This window comes from Streptomyces sp. NPDC053750, from assembly GCF_044544295.1.
GTDB lineage: Bacteria > Actinomycetota > Actinomycetes > Streptomycetales > Streptomycetaceae > Streptomyces.
On record NZ_JBITXB010000011.1, the window covers coordinates 74457 to 92512 of the forward strand.

General features: G+C 68.4%; 9 protein-coding genes and 3 pseudogenes. 3 read left to right on the forward strand and 9 right to left on the reverse strand.

The window, feature by feature from the left end:
• Positions 1 to 39 precede the first annotated feature (39 nt).
• Together brxD and ACIGO6_RS27835 are read left to right on the forward strand one after the other, a co-directional pair.
• Positions 40 to 1392 (forward strand): BREX system ATP-binding protein BrxD, encoded by a 1353-nt coding sequence (brxD, locus tag ACIGO6_RS27830; RefSeq protein WP_058082603.1) that lies wholly within the window; start codon positions 40 to 42, stop codon positions 1390 to 1392.
• A gap of 53 nt (positions 1393 to 1445) precedes the next feature.
• Positions 1446 to 3593: a DEAD/DEAH box helicase gene (locus ACIGO6_RS27835; RefSeq protein WP_399880990.1), complete on the forward strand. Its 2148-nt coding sequence runs from the start codon at positions 1446 to 1448 to the stop codon at positions 3591 to 3593.
• Between the two features lie 246 nt (positions 3594 to 3839).
• Here the strand turns inward: ACIGO6_RS27835 and ACIGO6_RS27840 are convergent.
• From ACIGO6_RS27840 to ACIGO6_RS27850, 3 genes and pseudogenes are all read right to left on the reverse strand, one after another.
• Positions 3840 to 4255, reverse strand: a pseudogene (locus ACIGO6_RS27840) (NUDIX hydrolase).
• Positions 4252 to 4561 (reverse strand): annotated as a pseudogene (locus ACIGO6_RS27845) (NUDIX hydrolase); the annotation flags it as partial. The pseudogenes ACIGO6_RS27840 and ACIGO6_RS27845, both read right to left, overlap by 4 nt.
• Before the next feature lie 66 nt (positions 4562 to 4627).
• A complete protein-coding gene (locus ACIGO6_RS27850) occupies positions 4628 to 5524 on the reverse strand; it encodes a DUF5655 domain-containing protein (protein WP_399881364.1) in 897 nt (298 codons plus the stop codon).
• 101 nt (positions 5525 to 5625) lie between these two features.
• Here ACIGO6_RS27850 and ACIGO6_RS27855 point away from each other — a divergent pair.
• Positions 5626 to 5808: pseudogene (locus ACIGO6_RS27855) on the forward strand (DNA-directed RNA polymerase subunit alpha C-terminal domain-containing protein); the annotation flags it as partial.
• Positions 5809 to 6011: 203 nt separating this feature from the next.
• On the opposite strand, the gene ACIGO6_RS27860 reads toward ACIGO6_RS27855, so the two are convergent.
• From ACIGO6_RS27860 to ACIGO6_RS27885, 6 genes are all read right to left on the reverse strand, one after another.
• On the reverse strand, positions 6012 to 7457 hold the full coding sequence (locus ACIGO6_RS27860; RefSeq protein WP_392366071.1) for a hypothetical protein: 1446 nt from the start codon (positions 7455 to 7457) through the stop codon (positions 6012 to 6014).
• Complete coding sequence (locus ACIGO6_RS27865) at positions 7454 to 8749, reverse strand: HNH endonuclease (protein WP_399880992.1); 1296 nt, start codon at positions 8747 to 8749, stop codon at positions 7454 to 7456. The genes ACIGO6_RS27860 and ACIGO6_RS27865 overlap by 4 nt, the downstream gene beginning before the upstream one ends.
• 242 nt (positions 8750 to 8991) lie before the next feature.
• Entirely contained in the window at positions 8992 to 10263 is a 1272-nt protein-coding gene (locus ACIGO6_RS27870; RefSeq protein ID WP_399880994.1) for an IS256 family transposase, read from the reverse strand.
• Between the two features lie 87 nt (positions 10264 to 10350).
• Positions 10351 to 13860: a DEAD/DEAH box helicase gene (locus ACIGO6_RS27875; protein WP_399880996.1), complete on the reverse strand. Its 3510-nt coding sequence runs from the start codon at positions 13858 to 13860 to the stop codon at positions 10351 to 10353.
• Positions 13845 to 14717, reverse strand: a complete 873-nt coding sequence (locus ACIGO6_RS27880) for a hypothetical protein (protein ID WP_222995814.1) — start codon at positions 14715 to 14717, stop codon at positions 13845 to 13847. Before ACIGO6_RS27880 ends, ACIGO6_RS27875 begins: the two co-directional genes overlap by 16 nt.
• A gap of 252 nt (positions 14718 to 14969) precedes the next feature.
• The gene (locus ACIGO6_RS27885; RefSeq protein ID WP_399880999.1) at positions 14970 to 18053 is read right to left on the reverse strand and encodes a pPIWI_RE module domain-containing protein; all 3084 of its coding nucleotides are present in this window, start codon (positions 18051 to 18053) and stop codon (positions 14970 to 14972) included.
• Positions 18054 to 18056 lie beyond the last annotated feature (3 nt).

Sequence of the window (18056 nt, forward strand, 5' to 3'; positions counted from 1 at the left end):
TGTCCGGCCAGGTGGGCAGCCGGATGGGAGACTATTCGGGTGAACGCGTTTGGATCATCAGCATCCGGGGCTGCCACCCCGGTCAGCGCGGTGCGGCGGCGTGCTGTCGTGGACGCGCTGCGGCGCGGCGCCGTCCCCGAGAGCGGCCTCGACCTGCTCGCCACCGGACTCGACCGCTTCGAGCGGGCCGTCGATGAGGAACTGGACACTGCCGCCGCAGGCGGTTCGGTGTTCAAGGCCGTGCGCGGCGAGTACGGATCCGGCAAGACCTTCTTCACCCGCTGGCTCGGCGAGCGCGCCAAACGGCGCACCTTTGCCGTGGCCGAGGTGCAGGTGTCAGAGACCGAGACCCCGCTGCACAAGCTGGAGACGGTCTACCGGCGACTCACTGAGCGCCTGGCCACCGCCAGCTTCCCGCCCAGCGCCCTGCGGCCGGTCGTAGACGCCTGGTTCTACGCACTCGAGGAGGATGCACTCGCCGACGGCGCGAGCGAGAGCGAGCTGCCACAGGCCGTGGACCGGCTGCTCACTGCCCGCCTGGCCGAGGTGTCCCGACACGCCCCCGCGTTCGCCACCGCCCTGCGCGGATACAAGCAGTCCCTGGATGCCGGCGACGAGGCCACCGCCGCTGCGGTGATGGCCTGGCTCGGCGGCCAGCCGCACGTCGCCGCAGCCGCCCGGCGCAGTGCAGGCGTCCGAGGTGACCTCGACCACTTCGGTGCCTTCGGCTTCCTTCAGGGCCTGCTCACCGTGCTGAGAGACGCCGGGCACGCCGGCCTCGTCCTCGTCCTGGACGAAGTAGAAACCCTGCAACGGGTCCGCTCCGACGCCCGCGACAAAGCACTCAACGCGCTGCGGCAGCTCATCGACGAGGTCCACTCCGGCCGCTTCCCCGGCCTGTATCTCATCATCACTGGCACGCCCGCCTTCTACGATGGGCAACAGGGCGTACAGCGACTCGCACCGCTCGCCCAGCGCCTCGCCACCGACTTCACCACCGACCCCCGCTTCGACAACCCGCGGGCCGTCCAGATCCGGCTGCCCGGATTCACCGAGGCATCACTGACCGGCCTGGGCGCCACCATCCGCGACCTGTATACCGAAGGCTCCCAGTCCCCCGACAGGATCAAGCAGCTTGCCGACGACGCCTACCTCACCGACCTGGCCCGGGCTGTGGGCGGGGCACTGGGCGGGAAGGTCGGAGTCGCACCACGGCTGTATCTGAAGAAGCTGGTTGGCGACGTACTCGACCGGATCGACCAGTTCCCCGACTTCGACCCGCGCAGGCACTACAAGCTGACCGTGGGCAGCAGTGAGCTCACCGCCACCGAACGGAACTTCGCCGCGCCCGCACCGGCCGCCTCGGCTGACGACCTCGACATCGACCTCTGACGCCCCAGTTCCCGAAGTCCCGAACTCTGACGAACAGCCCTGGAGTTGCAGACGTGCAGGAGCAGCCGCGCGGCACTGACCCGCTGGAGCGCCTTGACCCGGTAGTCCTGCACCACATCGTCAACACGCTCGGGTGGCCCGATCTGCGCCCGCTGCAGAAGGCGTCCGTGCACCCGCTGATGAACGGTGAGGACGCGGTCCTGCTCGCGCCGACGGCGGGCGGGAAGACGGAGGCCGCCACCTTCCCCCTGCTGTCCGCCATGCGAGAGCAGCGCTGGACTGGCACCTCCGTCCTCTACCTGGCCCCGCTCAAGGCGCTCCTGAACAACCTGGTGCACCGGGTCGACAGCTACGCCCAGTGGCTGGGGCGCCGAGCCGCCCTCTGGCACGGCGACACCCCCGAGTCCGTACGCCGTCGCATCCGCACCGAATCCCCCGACTTCCTGCTCACCACACCCGAGTCCCTCGAAGCGATGCTCATCAGCGTCAAGACCGACCACGCACACATGCTGGGCCGGGTGCGTGCCGTCGTCGTCGATGAGGTGCACGCCTTCGCCGGAGACGACCGCGGCTGGCACCTGCTCGCCGTACTCGAACGCCTGGAACGGCTCGCCGGCCACCGCATCCAGCGCATCGGCCTGTCCGCCACAGTCGGCAACCCCGACACCCTGCTCACCTGGCTCCAGGGCGCACGCCCCACCGACCGCCCCGGCCGGGTCGTCGCCCCCGGCGTCACTCTGCCCGCCACAACCGGCACCACCGAACTCCCGCGCCCCGCAGGAGAGGTAGAGCTCGACTACGTCGGATCGCTCGCCAACGCCGCCAAGGTGATCTCCGCCCTGCACCGGGGCGAGAAACGGCTCGTCTTCTGCGACTCCCGCAAGCAGGTGGAAGAACTCGGTGCGGCACTGCGCGCCCGCGACGTCACCGTGTTCCTCTCACACGCCTCGCTGTCCACCGACGAACGCGCACGCTCCGAGCAGGCATTCACCGAAGCCCGCGACTGCGTCATCGTCTCCACCTCCACCCTCGAACTCGGCATCGACGTCGGCGACCTCGACCGTGTCATCCAGATCGACTCCCCCGGCACAGTGGCCTCGTTCCTGCAGCGCATCGGCCGCACCGGGCGCCGCGCCGGCACATCCCGCAACTGCCTGTTCCTCGCCACCCGGCCCGACACCCTGCTCCAAGCCGCCGGCCTCCTCACTCTGTGGGCCCGAGGCTGGGTGGAACCCGTCACCCCGCCCCCCTCACCCCGCCATCTCGTCGCCCAGCAACTCCTCGCCATCACCCTGCAGGAACACCGCGTCGGCGACCGGCTGTGGCCCGAGCAGTGGAACGGCCTGGCTCCCTTCGACCAGTCCGCCGCGCCCCTCCTGTCGCACCTGGTCGCCGAAGGCTTCCTCGACAGCGACGGCGGCATGCTGTTCATCGGCTCCGAAGCCGAGAAGCACTTCGGCCGCCGGCACTTCATGGAGCTGACCGCCTCCTTCACCGCACCACCTGAGTTCACGGTGCTCGCTGGACGCACCGAGATCGGCACCACCGACCCCACCGTCCTCACCGAAGAACGACCGGGCCCGCGCCGCCTGCTGCTGGCCGGCCGCAGCTGGCAGGTCACGTTCATCGACTGGGCCCGACGCCGTGCCTTCGTGGAACCCGTCGAGGACGGCGGCATCGCCAAATGGCAGGGCAGCGAAGCCCGCGGGCTGTCCCACATCCTCACCCGCGCCATGCGCGACGTCCTGCTCGGCACGGATCCCGACGTCCGCCTCACCCGCCGCGCCGTTGCGGCCCTTGCTGAACTCCGCATGGACCGCGCACCCCACGAAGTACACCCGGCGGGCACCCTGCTGGTCCGCGACGCCGACGCCACCCGCTGGTGGACCTGGGCCGGATACCGCGCCAACGCCACCCTCACCGCCTCCCTCGGCAACCTCGCCGACCCCGTCCAGCGCCCGACGGACACCCACATCCGGCTCCGCCAGGACCTCACCCCCACCGACTGGAAAGCCGCCCGCGCCGAACTCCCCGACTCCCTCACCCTGCCCACCGTTGACCCGCGGGCGGTCCGCGGCCTCAAGTTCTCGGCGGCCCTCCCGCCCCGCATCGCCACCACCACCCTCGCCGAACGCCTCGCCGACTTCGACGGCGCCCTCACCGCAGCCCGCGAGCCCGTACGGATGGAATGGGGCACCTGAACAACCCGCAAGACAGGCGAATTTTCGGGCGGCTGAGGTTCTTCTTGGCCTGGATGACGCTCGCGCTTGTCTCGATGTCGATGCGGTGGCCGGTGCCGTCTACCCACCTAGGCTTCCACCACGAGGGGCAGGCAGGTCCTGCTCACCAAGATTGAGGTCCGCCTCCAGCAGCCACGCCCCAGTTCCAGTCCTGGTACCAACGCATTTACTCGAGCTCAAGAGATCGCCCATTTGAGATGGAACCACTCAGGTCGCCATGACCGCGTCGAGATACTCTTGCACCGGCTCGAACAGCCCATATGGCACATACTGCGGGATATCACCATGGGCGACCCACGCAAGCTCAGCCAACTCCTCGGCGTCCGCGACATGAGCAGTACCGCCCACCACGTCACAGGCCGTGTACGACATCAACCGACCTGTCTTCGGGTGGACCCGCTCGCCGAGCAGCTTCACGGCGGCCACCTCCACCCCGGTCTCCTCATGGGTCTCTCGTACGGCGGCGTCTTCACGGGTCTCGCCCGGCTCAATTTTTCGCCGGCCGGGAACTGCCACGAGAGCTGTCCCTCGCTGACCCGGCGCCGCACCATTAGCACGCGCCCCCCGCTGACGACGATGGCCGCGGCGATGCCCGGCTGCTCCTCCGCGTTCTGCTGCGTCACGTCTGCTCCTCCCGGACAGCCAGGATGGGTGGGAAGATCGTATCGACGGGGATGAAGCGGGGGACCGAGTTTCTTGGGACCCACATGACGTCGATGTTCTCGACTGCGTCGGTGTTGCTGGCTTCGCCCGCCAGGTATTCGCAGAGGAAGTACTCGCACAGCACGCCGGTCACGGGATGAAGCCGGTTCCCAAGGCGCTGCCGGACCGCACAGTGGACACCTGTTTCGTCAGATCTCCCGCACGGTGGTGGTCTCCGCCTTGGCTCCTGGCTTGATGACACCGGCCGGGAACTGCCAGGTGATCCCGAAAGGCATCACCCGACAGGCCCGGACCGACCACACGAGCAGGCACGACCGAGAAACCGCCAGCGATCACGCCGCCGCGTAGCTCGCCAGGAACAGATCTTGCGCCCGCTCCACATCCCTCGGCGTACGCAACTGCACCTCCAGATCACCCGTCCCGTGGTGACCGATACCGGAGACATCCCGGGTGAATCCCGGGACAAGGTCGACGTCCTTCGGGTCGACCTTCAGGTAGACCAGCAGCTTGCTCCGCTGCGGCGGACAGAGGCAGGCGAAGTTCCGCAGCCGCTGGTACGCCCGGTAGGTCTTGCGCTCGACGCGGTTCACACCGTCCCCGAGCCCGAGCAGCGCCTCATCGACCGCGCTCGCCAGCTCAACCATCGACGCGTCCTGGACGTCGGCTGTCGCCCGGGCAACCGCCCGGCGGCGGGCTCGGCGTGCCACCTGCATGCCGCCGCTCCCGGACGCCACGGTCTCAAGCCCGAGCAGGTCGCTCCCGAAGAGTCGGTAGCGAACCAGGTCGATCGAACGCCGGTGCTCGTGCACGGCATGCACGTCGTAACGCGTGAAGTCGCCGGCGATACATATCAGGCGAGGGCTGCTCCACAAGACCTGGGACGCGGCCCTCATCCCGAGCCGGTCGCGGACCAGGTGCTCGATCTCGGCACGGTGGTCCATTAGCCACGCCAGGTAGAACAGGCCCTGGTTGATGACGCCGGCGTCGATGCCGCGCTTGTACTCGACGATGACTGGCGATCCGTTCTCGTCCAGCCCGAGCGAATCGATCCGGCCCTTGTGGACCGGCACGGTGCCGTACTCGCTCGCCAGGAAACGGACGCCTAGCAGCGTCTCCATGTGCGCCTCGACGAGACCCTGCACATCTGCCTCGACCTCAGCAAGACGCGGCACGACCTCGCTCACGCCGCTTTGCGATGCGTCCGTCCGGAACAACTTCAAGCCGACCACCCCCGTTATCGCATAGGAGATCGACAACGTCGGACGGGCGGAGAATTGTTTCCGCACCCAGCACGAGGCACGTGAAGAACGTGTGCCGGAGGCCCGATCGACTGGTTCAGCGCTCCGAGGCTGACCTCCTGGACATCCGCAACTTCGGTGCGAAGTCCATCGACGAGGTCATGGAAAAGCTCCCCGGGATGGGCCTGGCCCTGAAGGACAGCCCGCCCGGATTCAACCCGCCCGCCGCCGCCTTCGACGCGGACGCGGGCTTCGTGGAGACCGAGCAGTACTGACCGCTGAGCCGCGCCGGTCATAAGACAAAGCGTCCAGGGACAGGAGAACCTCACCGCTGTTTCGACGCCCTCAGGGGACCTCGGGCGGGTCGCGCCAACGTACAGCCAGGTGGACAGCGCCGAGTGCCGCAGGTCGTACGGCTGTTTCGCCGGCAGGGAGCTGGCGAGAAGGAGGCGTTGCCCGAGGCCCGCACCTCGTGCATTCAGATATAGAACTTGAACTGAGGCAGTGGCTCCCGGTCTGCGGGGATCTCCCTCATGATCTCGCCGACCAGCCCGGAGAACTTGATCGTGATCGGCAGGAGTCCGCCCAATGCGGCCGAGTTCCAATTGAGCTTCGTGAGCGCGAGGACTTCCTTCAGCAGAGCATCTCGCGAAGAATCCTGTCCGACATGGTCAGCGACCTGGAGCGGCGCCGGAACGTGCATCCCGTGGAACTCGTTGAGCGCGGATATGTAGCCCGTCGTGTACAGGTAGTCCAAGTCACCGAAAGTGAAACGGGTTCCGCGCAGCGGCGGATACTTCGATGTGGTGATGAGACGTACCCGGCTCTGCACCTCAAGCGCCATCAGGTCATAGCGCCGCACACGGGACTCGATCGCCGCGCGGAAGCCGTCACGTTCGTCCGGCCAGTAGCGCGAGGTCTTGTGGACCACGATGCGAGCCGGGGTCTGCTTCATGGCTGCCTCGTACCGGTCGAGTACCAGGGCCATCAGCTGGTGCGCGCCGTCAGCCGTCAGGTGAGGCGAACGGCTCCCGGTCTTGTTCGGATCCCACTCGAATTCGTGTCCCCGGAGAACCAGTCCTTCTCCTCGCTCGTCAAACGCCTGCACGAGGCTGGTCTGCATCGTCGCATCCGCGCTACCCAGCGGCCGATAGAAGCCGATGCCGACGTAGCAGGTCCCAGGCGTGAGGCCGTACGGACTCCACGGATAGCCTCCCGCCTTGCAGTACATCGCGGTGAAGAAGTTCCAGGCGATGCGGGAGGGCGGTGTCCTGTCGCGCCCGTCGAGCGTGGGCGCTCGGACGATCTGCGTTGGTATGCGGAACTTCATGGCGCTCGCCTTGAGAGCCCGGCGCAGGTCGCGATGGACCGCGCCGGTCTCTTTGCCGGTGTAGTCGGCCGTGCCGCAGCGCGTCACGATCTGGTCGGACAGCGCAATCACGACGTAGTCGGGGACGCTGTCACGCTCTGCCAACTGCCGGAACTTGGCCTCGAACAGGGTCAAGGCAGCGTGGAAGCGGTCCTTCTGCGACTTGATCTCCAGTACCTGCCGCAGTTCGGTCTGCCCCAGTTCTTCATTCCACGCGTCGTCGAACTCCAGCGACGAGAAGAACCCGCGGTCGGGCATCCACCCAGGGAACTCCGGGTTGTTCAGATCCCCGCGTACGCCCTCGGCGCGACTGCTCATCCAGGTACGGGCCGCCTCGACGAGCTCGGCGGTACCGATCAGCCCCACGCGCAGCCGGGTGGGATGGCGGCCCGATGCCGTCCAGGAACGCGGCCCGTAGCGTGCGATGCCGGCCTTGGGGTCAATGTGCAGGCCGTCGTCGGCGAACTGCAGCAGCGGTTCGGGAAAGTAGGTGCTAGCGATGAGCGACGGGGAGCCGGCGGGCGAGATCCTCGGTGGAGCAGGGCGTGCCGTCATCGCAGCGTTTCCTCCGCGTCGTCGTCTCCGTCGGCGGCATCATCGTCCTCGCTCAGACCCTCCGCCTCGGCCCAGGTGAAGAGGTCGTCCACGTAGTCGACATTCTTGAAGGGCATGTCGTGCTCGGGGGGAATGCCCGGCCAGCGCACCTGTCCGCTACTCAGCGATGTCGAGACGATCAAATTCTGCCTGTCCGTGCCGAAGGGGAAGAAAATCCGCGGAGTGCTCCTGCCGAGGAAGTCCCGCCAGAACTGCACTTCGCCCAGGAGGTCGTGGTTGAAGAGGCGGGACTTCTTCCGGGTCACCTGCCGCCCGATGTACTTGGCCTGTATGGACTCGAAGCCGTCGGATGTGACACGCAACTCGGGTCTGACGCTCAGGCACCACTGGTTGTCACCGATGAGGAAGAAGCGCAGCGAAACAGCACGGTGAAGCCAATAGTTGCGAGCCTCCCCGGTCGCTCGCTTCTTGGGCTGCCATACGACGCTCCGGGTCGCCCTGCTGGCATTCAACGGCCGGTACGGCACGGAGCGTTCAACGCCAGCAGCCTCCGGTTCGAAGTAGTAGCGGTGGTGGTCGTGGTCGAGCCGCAGTCCGAGACGTCCGGTGAGTTTGTTCAGCGACCGGTTCAGCAGCGCGACGTACCACCCCAGCCTGTCGGGATCCGTCCACCACTCCTTGGTGGAGAAGCGCTCGGTCTCCGTGCACGCCACCACGTCGACGAACGGGTTGCTGGTGTCCCGCAAGTCCTGGAATGCCCACAACCGCCCCTCACGCAGGATGAACGGCGTCATCGTCCCAGCAGATGCCGCGGCTGGCCGGACCTCGTTCTCCCGGCCGACAGCGCAAGGAGCTCCGTAGATGTAGCGCGGCATCTGCGTAACCGGCAGCACGTTGCTGTACACGGTGTCGTTGACCATCGGGGGCAGCTCCGTCGGCACGTTGGAACGCCCGCCGAGCCTGCGCTCGATCCGCTGTTCGTGAGTCTCCTTCATGGCGTGCAGACGCTCCACCGTGTACTTCGCCAGCGCACCTTCGGAGTCGATCAGCTGGTGATGCTGATTGCACAGCAAGATCAGGTTCTCGTACCGATTGCGCTCCTCCGGCGTCAACGGTGAATCGCCCCGCGGACCGTTCGGGCTCTCCGCCACGATGTGGGCCATCTCGCCAAGCACCACAACGGGGTCTTCCGGCGTCCCCTGAGCCGTCAGCAGTAAGCCGCATCCGGGAAAGGCGCAGATATTGCCGGAACGCTGGGTCAACTTGCGTTGCTGCGCGACAGGTACGGCCACAACACCTCCTCCAGGTAACCCACATGCTACGGACGACCTCTGACAAAGGCCCTCCCTCGCCACAGGAGTGCGAACCATCGGGGCTCCGCTGCGTCGCAGCACCCGCTGGTGGGTCGTCACCGCGTCGGCCCAGCCTCTGATCTGCTGACCACTGGTTGTGCTGTCTTCGCTCAGTTCCTCGACCTGCTCGGCGAAAGCTACCGGGCGGGGCGTGTACGGAACTTTGTGTAAGTCCTCGGCTTTCACTTGGTGTTGAGCCGGTTCTCGAAGAAGAGTGAGAACTGGTTCAGTGCCTTTTTCCAGTGTGGCGCGACGTGGTTGACGTCGCGCGCCCTGGGGGTGATCTGCTCGCGGACGGCGAGGTAGAGCACCTTCAACGCGGCCTGCTCCGAGGGGAAGTGTCCGCGGTTGCGGGTGGCTTTCCGCAGCCGTGCGTTGATCGACTCGATCAGGTTCGTCGAGTAGACGACCTTCCTTATCTCCGGCGGGAAGGCGAGGTAGGGGGTGAATTCGCTCCACGCGGCCTGCCAGGTCCGCACGATCGCGGGATACCGCTGGCCCAGCTCGCCTGCGGCGAAGTCGGCGAGGGCCTGCTCGGCGGCCTGCTCGGTCGGGGCTGTGTAGATGGCCTTCAACTCCGTGACCAGCTTTGCGTGGTGCCGTTTGGAGGCGAACCTCAGCGAGGCACGGATCAAGTGGATCACGCATGTCTGAACGGTGGCTTTGGGCCAGGTCGCGGTGACCGCGTCGGGCAGGCCCTTCAGCCCGTCGCAGGCGACGATGCACACGTCTTCGACTCCGCGGTTGCGGAGCTCGGACAGCACGGTCATCCAGGTTGTGGCGCCTTCGCCCTCGTCGCCGGCCCACAGGCCGAGCACGTCCTTGCAGCCGTCCATGTCCACCCCGACGGCGATGTAGACGGGCCGGGAGGCCACTGACCCGGAGCGGATCTTCACCCACAGCGCGTCGATGTAGATGATCGGCCAGACCGCGTCCAGCGGTCTGTTCTGCCATGCGTCGAGCTCGTCGGTGACGGCGTCGGTGACCTTGCTGATCAGGTCCGGTGAGACCTCGACGCCGTACATGTTGGCCAGGTGCGAGCGGATGTCGCGCACCGACATGCCGCGTGCGTACAGCGACAGGACCTGCTCGTTGAAGCCTGCAAGCCGCCTGGCGTGCTTGGGCACCAGCTGCGGTTCGAAGGACCCGTCACGGTCCCTCGGAACCGCCAGCGTGACCGCCCCGGCATCGGTCAGCACCGTCTTCAGCGATGTGCCGTTGCGGCTGTTGCCCGAGCCGCGGCCCACGGGATCGTGCTTTTCGTATCCCAGGTGGTCGGTCATCTCCACGTCCAGGGCCCGCTCCAGCACGGCTCGGGTCACCTCCGTCAGCAGCCCGCCTTCACCCAGCAGGGCAGCACCCGAGGCGTCGGCACGGTCCATCAGCCGCTCGACGACCTCATCCACGAGCTTGTCCTCGACCGGTTCGACGGCCGGGATCTCGTTGTCGTTCATGTCCGTCCGTCCCGGCTGGTCAAAGGCCCAGGTCAGAGCCCCGACCAGCCTGTCACATCACGGACTTACACGATCTTTCAGACACGCTCACCGGGCGCGCCGGGTGGTGATGAGCTGACCGTTGTGGAGGCGGTGGTTGAGGTCGAGGCCGCTGTCGAGCATCGCGAGGACATCGAGGTGGCGGTCGGCGGGCACAGTCGCCACCCGGCGACGGTCGCGGCCGACGCGGATGGTCGGGTGGCGCTCGCTAGGCCGTGCGACGCTGACCGGGCCGTCGGGTGTCCCTGCTGCCAGCCGAGTTAGCGGGATGGTGGCGGCGCGGTTGTCGAGGAGCTGGTTGATCGGGTCGGAGGGGGTTCGGACGTAATCGAGGAGGTCCTGGACCTCGTAGTCGTTCGCCTCGTACTGCCGTGTCCAGCCGTCGATGTGGTGCTGGGCGGTCCACTGCCGCAGGCCGGCCGACCGGTGCCCCAGGCGGGCGGCGTCGCGGCCGAGGAGGTGGGCGATGCGTCGGGAGGTGATGCCGGAGGTGAGCAGGGTCAGGGCCTGCTCGGTGTCGACGCCGTGGCGGATGTGCCAGGCGGTGTGCGTGTTGAGCCTGGGTGTGCCGGGAGAGAGCACGGGGCTGGTGTTGACCAGGTTGATGAGGGCGCCGACGGTCCAGCTCAGGGAGTGCCCGAAGGCGGTGCTGATGTTGCGTACCGCCTGTTCGAGCGCCCACCCGGCAGCGACGCCGGGCTGCCAGGAACGGGCGAGGTCGGGGATCGTGGTGCCGGAGATCCACTCGCGGAGCGCGGGGGCGATCGGGACGTTCATCTGTGTGCCCCGTGTCTCCTTGTCCTTGAAGCTCCAGGTCTTGGTGACCTCCGGGACGTGGGCGAGTAGACGGTCGAAGACCTGGTGCTCGGTGAGGAAGTCGAGGGTGCGTTGCAGCGACCATTCCTCCGGTTCGGCGAGCCGGTCGCCTCCGATGGCGTCGTCCACCGTGTGCCGGTCGAGCAGCACGGCCAACTGGTTCGCGAGCCAGTCGAGATAGCGGGCCGACCCCAGGCTGGTGCCGGTGGCGGCCCACCGGCTGGCCTGGGCCGGGTCGGTGGTCTCGAACACGGTGGCAACCTTGTCCGCGAGGGTGAGCCACCGGCTGGTTTGCCGCCCGTTGCCTCTCTGGGACAGGGCGAACAGTGCGTCCAGGGCGTCGATGGGATTGCCCTGCGGCGTCGGTGAGGAAGCGTGGAGCTGCAGGACGAGCCAGACGAACGAGGCGAAGTCTGCGGCGATACCATCCGCCAGCGCGAAGACTCCGTCAGCGTCCTGTCGCAGGGTGTCCTCGGCGTCAGCGAGTGCGGTCAGGGCCTCGTCGGTCAGCAGTGCGGAAACGACGCGCAACTGCTCCGGGTCGGGGTTGAGGGAGTCGAACTCGTCGGGGCGGGGCGGGTAGGGGCGGGTCAGGAAGATCCACCCCTCGCTCTCCCGACCGGCCCGCCCGGCGCGGCCGATGGCGTTGAGGAGCTCGGCGGGGGACAGGGTGCGCTGGCCGTCGTAGGTGAGCGGGTCGCCGTCGACCTTGTGGTGGATGATGACGGTGCGCACGGGCAGGTTGACGCCGTCGGTGAGGGTGCTGGTGCTGGCGATCGCTAGGAGCTCGTTGCGACGCAGCGCGCCCTCGACGGCGTGCAGGACATCCTCGGGTAGGGCGCCGTGGTGGTAGGCGACGCCGTGCCGGGTGCAGCGCACTAGCGGGTGTTCCGTGCCGAGCGTGTCGGCGAGGTAGTCGGTCAGAGCCTCGGCTTCGGGCCGCTCGGGCAGGCACTCGGCGATGGCGAGTGCCGCGTCACGGGCTGCCCGCCGGGTGCCGACGACCATCAGCACGCTGCCGACCGCAGTGAGTTCCGCGGCGCCAGCGGCGAAGACTTGGTAGTCGGCGATCCCGCCTGGCAGACGGGTCCGCGCGTTCCACCGGCCTGCGGAGCCGGCGAAGCGCCGCGTGCCCACCTCTCCGGTAGTCAGTCGGGCGATGGCGGACGAGGCGGTCGGCCGGACATCGAGGAGGGTCTCGACGGGCACGGTGGCGAGCACCGGCGAGGCATGCTTTGCCGTCGGTCGCCGCTCCGTCAACTCGGCCTGCTCCGCCATGAGGTTCGGATACATGAGCCCGTGCATCCGGCGCGGGCCCCGCCAGGTGTCCGTGAAGTAGACCTCCCGTTCGGGGCGCTCCGGGTCGAGCCACGAGGCGATGTCGCCCTTATTGCCGACCGCCGCGGACAGCAGCACGAGTCGGATGTCCCTGCGAGCCTGCAGCAGCGTGAGCAGGCTCTCCAGCACGAAGCCGCGCCGCCCCTGGCCCAGGTGGTGGGCCTCGTCGACGACGACCAGCCCGACCTCCGCCAGTGCTTCGCCGGGGTGGTTGCGGATCATGTGCATGAGCCGCTCCGGGGTGACGATCTCCACGTCCCCGCCGTCCGGCTGGGCCGAGGAGGTCCAGGTGCCCAGCGGAAAATCCGGTTGCTCTGCAGCCAGGCGCCGCCCGAGCACCCGCAGCCGGCCCCGCAGTGTCCCGCGCATCTCCCGCCCCAGGCTGCGCATCGGCGACACGTACACCACGCGCCCGGGGCGCTGCGCCAGGTGCGAGCAGATCACCAGCTGCGCCATCAGCGTCTTGCCCGCGCTGGTCGGTACACTGATCAGGCTTCGAGACGTCGCCGGGTCGAGCGGATTGCCGCGCTTGAGCATCAGGAGCTGGCGCTGCGGCGGCCAGAGCGTCATCACTGGCGGCTCCGACAGTGCGAAGCTCCGCGACACTGCCCGGGGAGTGCCCGGGGGGAGCAGTTGGTACAGGCTGCTGGCCGCCATCTCCCCGCTCAGCTGGTACAGATGCGCGGCAACCCACCGCGCGAGCCGGTCGCCCCGGCCGGCCGCCTGCGTCATCACGTCCCGCAGCAGCCGCTGCGCCGCCAACAGATCCCGTTCCTCGCCCACTGCCAGGAACTGGTACAGGTGGAAGACGGCCTCCACAACGGCCTCTGCGGGCCCGTACATGGTCCCCGCCAGGGACTCGCGGCGCATCATTGCCCTCACCCCACGCAGCTGCCGCCTCCACGCACGCAGCGCCCGGCCCAGCTCCGGGCGGTCGAAGCCGAGAAAGATGACGCCGGCCTCTACTGCCAGGGTGCCGATGTGCCCGCGCAGTTCACCGGTGATGTCAACGAGAGCGTGGACCTGCCGGTAGACGGCGGTGGCGTTCGGGTCCTGCTCGCTGCGCCGGTATCCGGCTTGGGCGGCGAAGGCGATCTGGAGCCGCTCAGCCTCTGGTCTGCGTTCGTCGCCCAGGGCGAGGTCCATCAGGTGCGCGCTTGTGGCGAAGGCTCGCCGCACCTGCACCGCGTCGTAGCCAGGAGTCTCCGGGGCGAGCGCCGCGAGCCCGTGCAGGTACCACGCCGTGGCGAGGGTCTCGTCCTCGATCTCCCGCTCACCGCGGAAGGCCGCGACCTCTAGCTCGGTCATCGCCGCCAGCAGGTCCCGTGCGCTGGGCAGCACCCCGCCTGCCCGGTGCTCGCCGAGCGCGGACGCGAGTACCTCCAGGTCTAGAGTGCGCTCCACACGTACCTCCTCACGTCCTTCGCGAAGTCTTCAAGATCCTCGATCGCCACCACTACGCCCTGCAGCGCGCCCGGGTGGGTGTGGGTGGTGAAGTGCTGGTGCGAGCGCTCGAAGGCCGTGTCCGGGATGTATTCGGCGTCGAGAGCGATGCTGACCCCGCCGTTCCCCGACGCCTTCGCGTCCACCCATTGCCGAGCTATTGAGGCAACGAACTCCCGGGTGTCGGGGGCCAGCTCCCGGCCTCCCCACGAGATCTGGCCCAGGTACCGCGCCCCCCAAGTGTTCAACTGCTGCCATGCCTTGCGGATCGTGTCGCTCGGCTTCGTCTTTTCCGCGGTGAATTTCTTCATCTCCCACAACCGGAAGACGAACCCCAGCTCGCTGCCGGGCACTCGGTGGATCACCAGCCCGTCCGGCCCGCTGTCCGTCACCGTCGATGAGGGCGGGTCCAGGATCTCCACGCTGCGCCCCGGCTCGGGGGGAAGGTCGCGGGTGGAGAGATACCAAAGCCACTCGCCTACGTAGCCGGTAATGCCGGTGGTGTCGTTGGCCTCGAATACCGGGCCGGCGTAGAGCAGGACGTGGGCGCGATCGGGGCCGGTCAGCGGGGTGCCGGCCAGGGCGCTGTCGCGCCAGAGCCGGTATGCGAGGTCGTCCAGGTCGGTGCGGGCCCGCATGATCTCGTCGGCGATGATCCAGGCTGCCGCATCAAGGTCCTCGGGCTCCGGCCCGATGGTTACCACCAAGTCCCACGGGCACACCTGTCCGATGCCGCGGCTCTCCCGCTGAGTGAAGTCCACAAGGCGGCCTCCGGCGGCCCGGGCGCGCTCCATGGCCTGCAGTGCGGGTATCGACACCCGTCCCCACCCCCGCTCCTGACTCGGTGCCGAGCCCCGCGGCAACACGGATCACCCTACCCAGCAAAATCTGGTCTGTGAGGGCGGATACTGCGTGAGCGTGGCCGCGGGCCTGCTGCGGGCGCGGCCGTGCGAGTGCCGGACTCGCGTGGCCGCGGCCCTGGGCGCGGCGGCCACCGACCGTATGGCACAGCGACTGAACGGTCATGATCAGCGATGGCTACCCACCGTCACCACCGAATACGGCCAGACCTACATTTCGAACAGTTGCAGCTGCCCTTCAGTGTCGACGTCGAGTGCCTCCAACTCCAAGTTCGGCACAGGCTGTTCCACCGGCGATGCGTCCTGCGCGTCATCCAAATCGTCTGAAGCGCCGGATTGGACCGCGGCCCCTGTGTCTCCCGTTTCCGCCTCGTCGTCCTTCGGTGTCGGCAGTACGTACTCCTGTGCCAGGCCGGCCAGGTGAAGTGGCAGGGGCAGGGCAAGGGCCTGATCGTAGTCCGGGGGCTGGCGCAGAATATGGGTGAGAAGCGCGAGGGACCTCGGGTCGTCGCCGTCGTCCCGATGGCAACCGACGACGGCGATCTCCAGCAGCCCCGGCATCCAGGCCGCCTGGCCGGTGTCGATGGTGGGTTCACCCTTGCGCTTGCCCTGAGCGATCGGCCGGGGCGAGAGCTTGTCGGCGGTCACCGCCGCGTGCTTGAACTGCACGGGCTTGGCCGTCGTGCTGAAGAACACGCGGGCGTCTTCAGCGGCATCCTCTGGCACCCACAAGCCCTGCTGGATGCCGTTCGCCTTGCCCTCCGGGGCTCTCCCCCACCACTGCGGAGTTTCGTTCCGGGCGCCTGCGCGGACCCGGACCATCCGCAGGTCGGGGTCGAGGCGACGAGCGGGAGCGAGGCCGTCCTGCAGGCGATCCCGTTCGATCCGGCCGTCCTGGAGCCAGGTCCAGTGCGAGCGGGCGTTGTGGGCCTCGGCGAACAGGACGGTTGGTGCGGTGCGTAGGGAGGCACGCAGACCCTGAAGCCACTCGGCGGCCTCACGGCGCTGCCGTTCGCGTTCTTGGTAGCGGTTCGGGCGCTCGGTCCCACTTTCCGTCTGCACCTCCGAGGTGTCGGCCTCGTCGTCCTGTGAGCCGCGCTGGCTGGGCAGAACGGGCTTGACCTCAGCTTTTGTGGTCAGCCTCAGCAGGAGTTCGGGGTAGGGGACCCAGGCGCCTGCGCCGGAGCGTGCCTCGGGGTCCCAGCCTTCGACACGGGCCGCGTCGGTGCCGGCCGGATCGGGGGTGATCATGACGCCGACCGGGAGGTACGCGGCCCAGCGATTCCGGGTCGTACGGTTCTTACGGACCATCCACAGTGCGGCATGCCGCAGTCCGTCAGGCAGTCCGTCGTCCTCGGCGAGCCGGGGAAGGGTGCGCGCGCCGAGCTGCCGCAGGCCGTCGTTCCAGGCACTTAGCGTGCGGTGCCGCAGGCTGGACGCTGTTTCCGCGCCCTTGCCGTTCTCGTCGCCTGCTTCGGGCACTGTGGTGAACTGTGTGACGAAGCCTGCCTTGGCACAGCCGAGTCGCATGGCGAACTTCGGGTCGTGCAGTCTGCTTGGATATGACGCGGCGCGGCCGATCTCTACTAGGGCGAGGGCCGGCGCGTCGGTGGTGCGTTCCGCGGCCAGCCACTGTGCGGCGCTGTCGCGGCGGGCCACTGTCGCGGCGGTCACCTGGAAGTCCTTGATATGGGTGCCGGTGGGCAGGTCGAGCGGGGCAAGGAGGCTGTCGGCGGTACGGTCACTGAGCGCGACGAGCGGGCGCATGCAGCGGACCCGCACGGTCAGCTCCGGAGCGGACCACTCGTGCACGACCGGTGCGCCGGCCGTGGCGTCGTCGTACTGCTGTGCGGTGAAGGACCCGCCGTCGCCCTTGAGGCCCAGAAGCTCGCCGAGGGAGGCCAAAGCGGCGTCGCGCAGCCGCGGCGACTGCCACAGCAGCCGTGCCTCAAGCACGGGAGCGCCGCCCTGGCGCGCTACGCCGTCGAGAGCGTCCAGCGCGTAGGCCGTCGCCAGCCGGCGCTGAGCGCACCGTTCCGCTTCGACCGTCTCCTTGTCGCCCTTGGGGATGTTCGCGGGCGTGCCCCGATCGATCAGCGAGAGGTCCGGGGCGCGGCGCAGTTCGGACGTGCGGGCGCCTTCCGCCCAGGCTGTGAGCTGTGAGAGCTGGTGTGCCATGAAGCCGGGGCCTACGTCGTGCCGACCCATAGCGGTGCGGTACAGAATGCCGGCTCGGGCATCGTCGCGCAGCCAGGACGCGGGGTCGGTCAGGATCGCGTCGGCGTCCGGGAAGGGCTCGCCCAGGGGCAGTCCGGCGAGCATCGCTGCGGGGCCGCCCGCGCGCCACCGGTCGGCGAAGTCGCCCTTCTCGCCCAGCTCCTTGTCCCAGTAGCGCTCCAGAGCGGCGACGGCGAACCGCTCGCTGCGGGGCGTGCCCGGCAGGAACGGCCTGCGCGGACGCAGCAGGACGGTGGTGCTCGCACCCCACGGGAGGCGCAACCGACCCGTCTTGGCGTTGGTACGAGTGGCCCAGCGACGAACCGACCAGCGGAGGTTGAAGCGCGGCAGCGGGTCGAACGGCACGGTCTGGAGCGTGATCGACAGCGTCACCGACCACCAGGAGTCCTGCTTCTCGTCCGGCCCGGGGAACCGGATCGGTTCGGAGACGAGTTGGGCACCCTGGTCACGTGGTCCACGTGGCATGGCCCGGAAGATGAGCTGCCCACCGTCGTACGGGTACGGGCCTAGCGCGAGGATCCGCCGGGCCAGCCAGTCGGGGCTGAGGCTGTACTGGTGCGGTGACGGACGTGCGGTGCCGCCATCGGTCGGGACGTCACGCGGCAGGAGTTCATGGTGGACGGTCTCCCAGCGCGGCGGATGGGCGACCAGTTCTGCGATGGTCTCCTTCAGCAGGCCGCGGTACTCGGGCTCGGGCCGCAAGTCACGCAGCCAGTGCTTGAGCACGGTGTCCAGGACAGGGCCGGGGAGCGGGTCGGGGAGGTCGGCGGGCGCACACAGCCAGTGGGCTGGCGCGCCCGGGTCACGGTCGTAGAAGGGGCGTGGCAGCGCGAGGACGTCGGGTGCGAAAGCCTGCAGGACCTGTTCCATGCGCCAGGTCGGTGCTGTCTTCCACGGCTCCTTGCCCGCTGCCACCCGGGGCGCGTTGCACAGAGTCAGGACGGCGTCCCGCCACTGCTCGGGGAAGGGCAGGACGCGGTAGGGCACGGTGTGAGAGGCCAAGGCGTCGGCCGGCCGCCAGGCCGTGGTGCGGGCGGAGCGATAGACGGGTGGCATGGG

Bases quoted from the DNA above. Each gene is read 5' to 3' on its own strand.
- ACIGO6_RS27860 (WP_392366071.1), bottom strand. From the start codon at position 7,457: ATGACGGCACGCCCTGCTCCACCGAGGATCTCGCCCGCCGGCTCCCCG.
- ACIGO6_RS27870 (WP_399880994.1), bottom strand. From the start codon at position 10,263: ATGAACGACAACGAGATCCCGGCCGTCGAACCGGTCGAGGACAAGCTC.
- ACIGO6_RS27885 (WP_399880999.1), bottom strand. From the start codon at position 18,053: ATGCCACCCGTCTATCGCTCCGCCCGCACCACGGCCTGGCGGCCGGCC.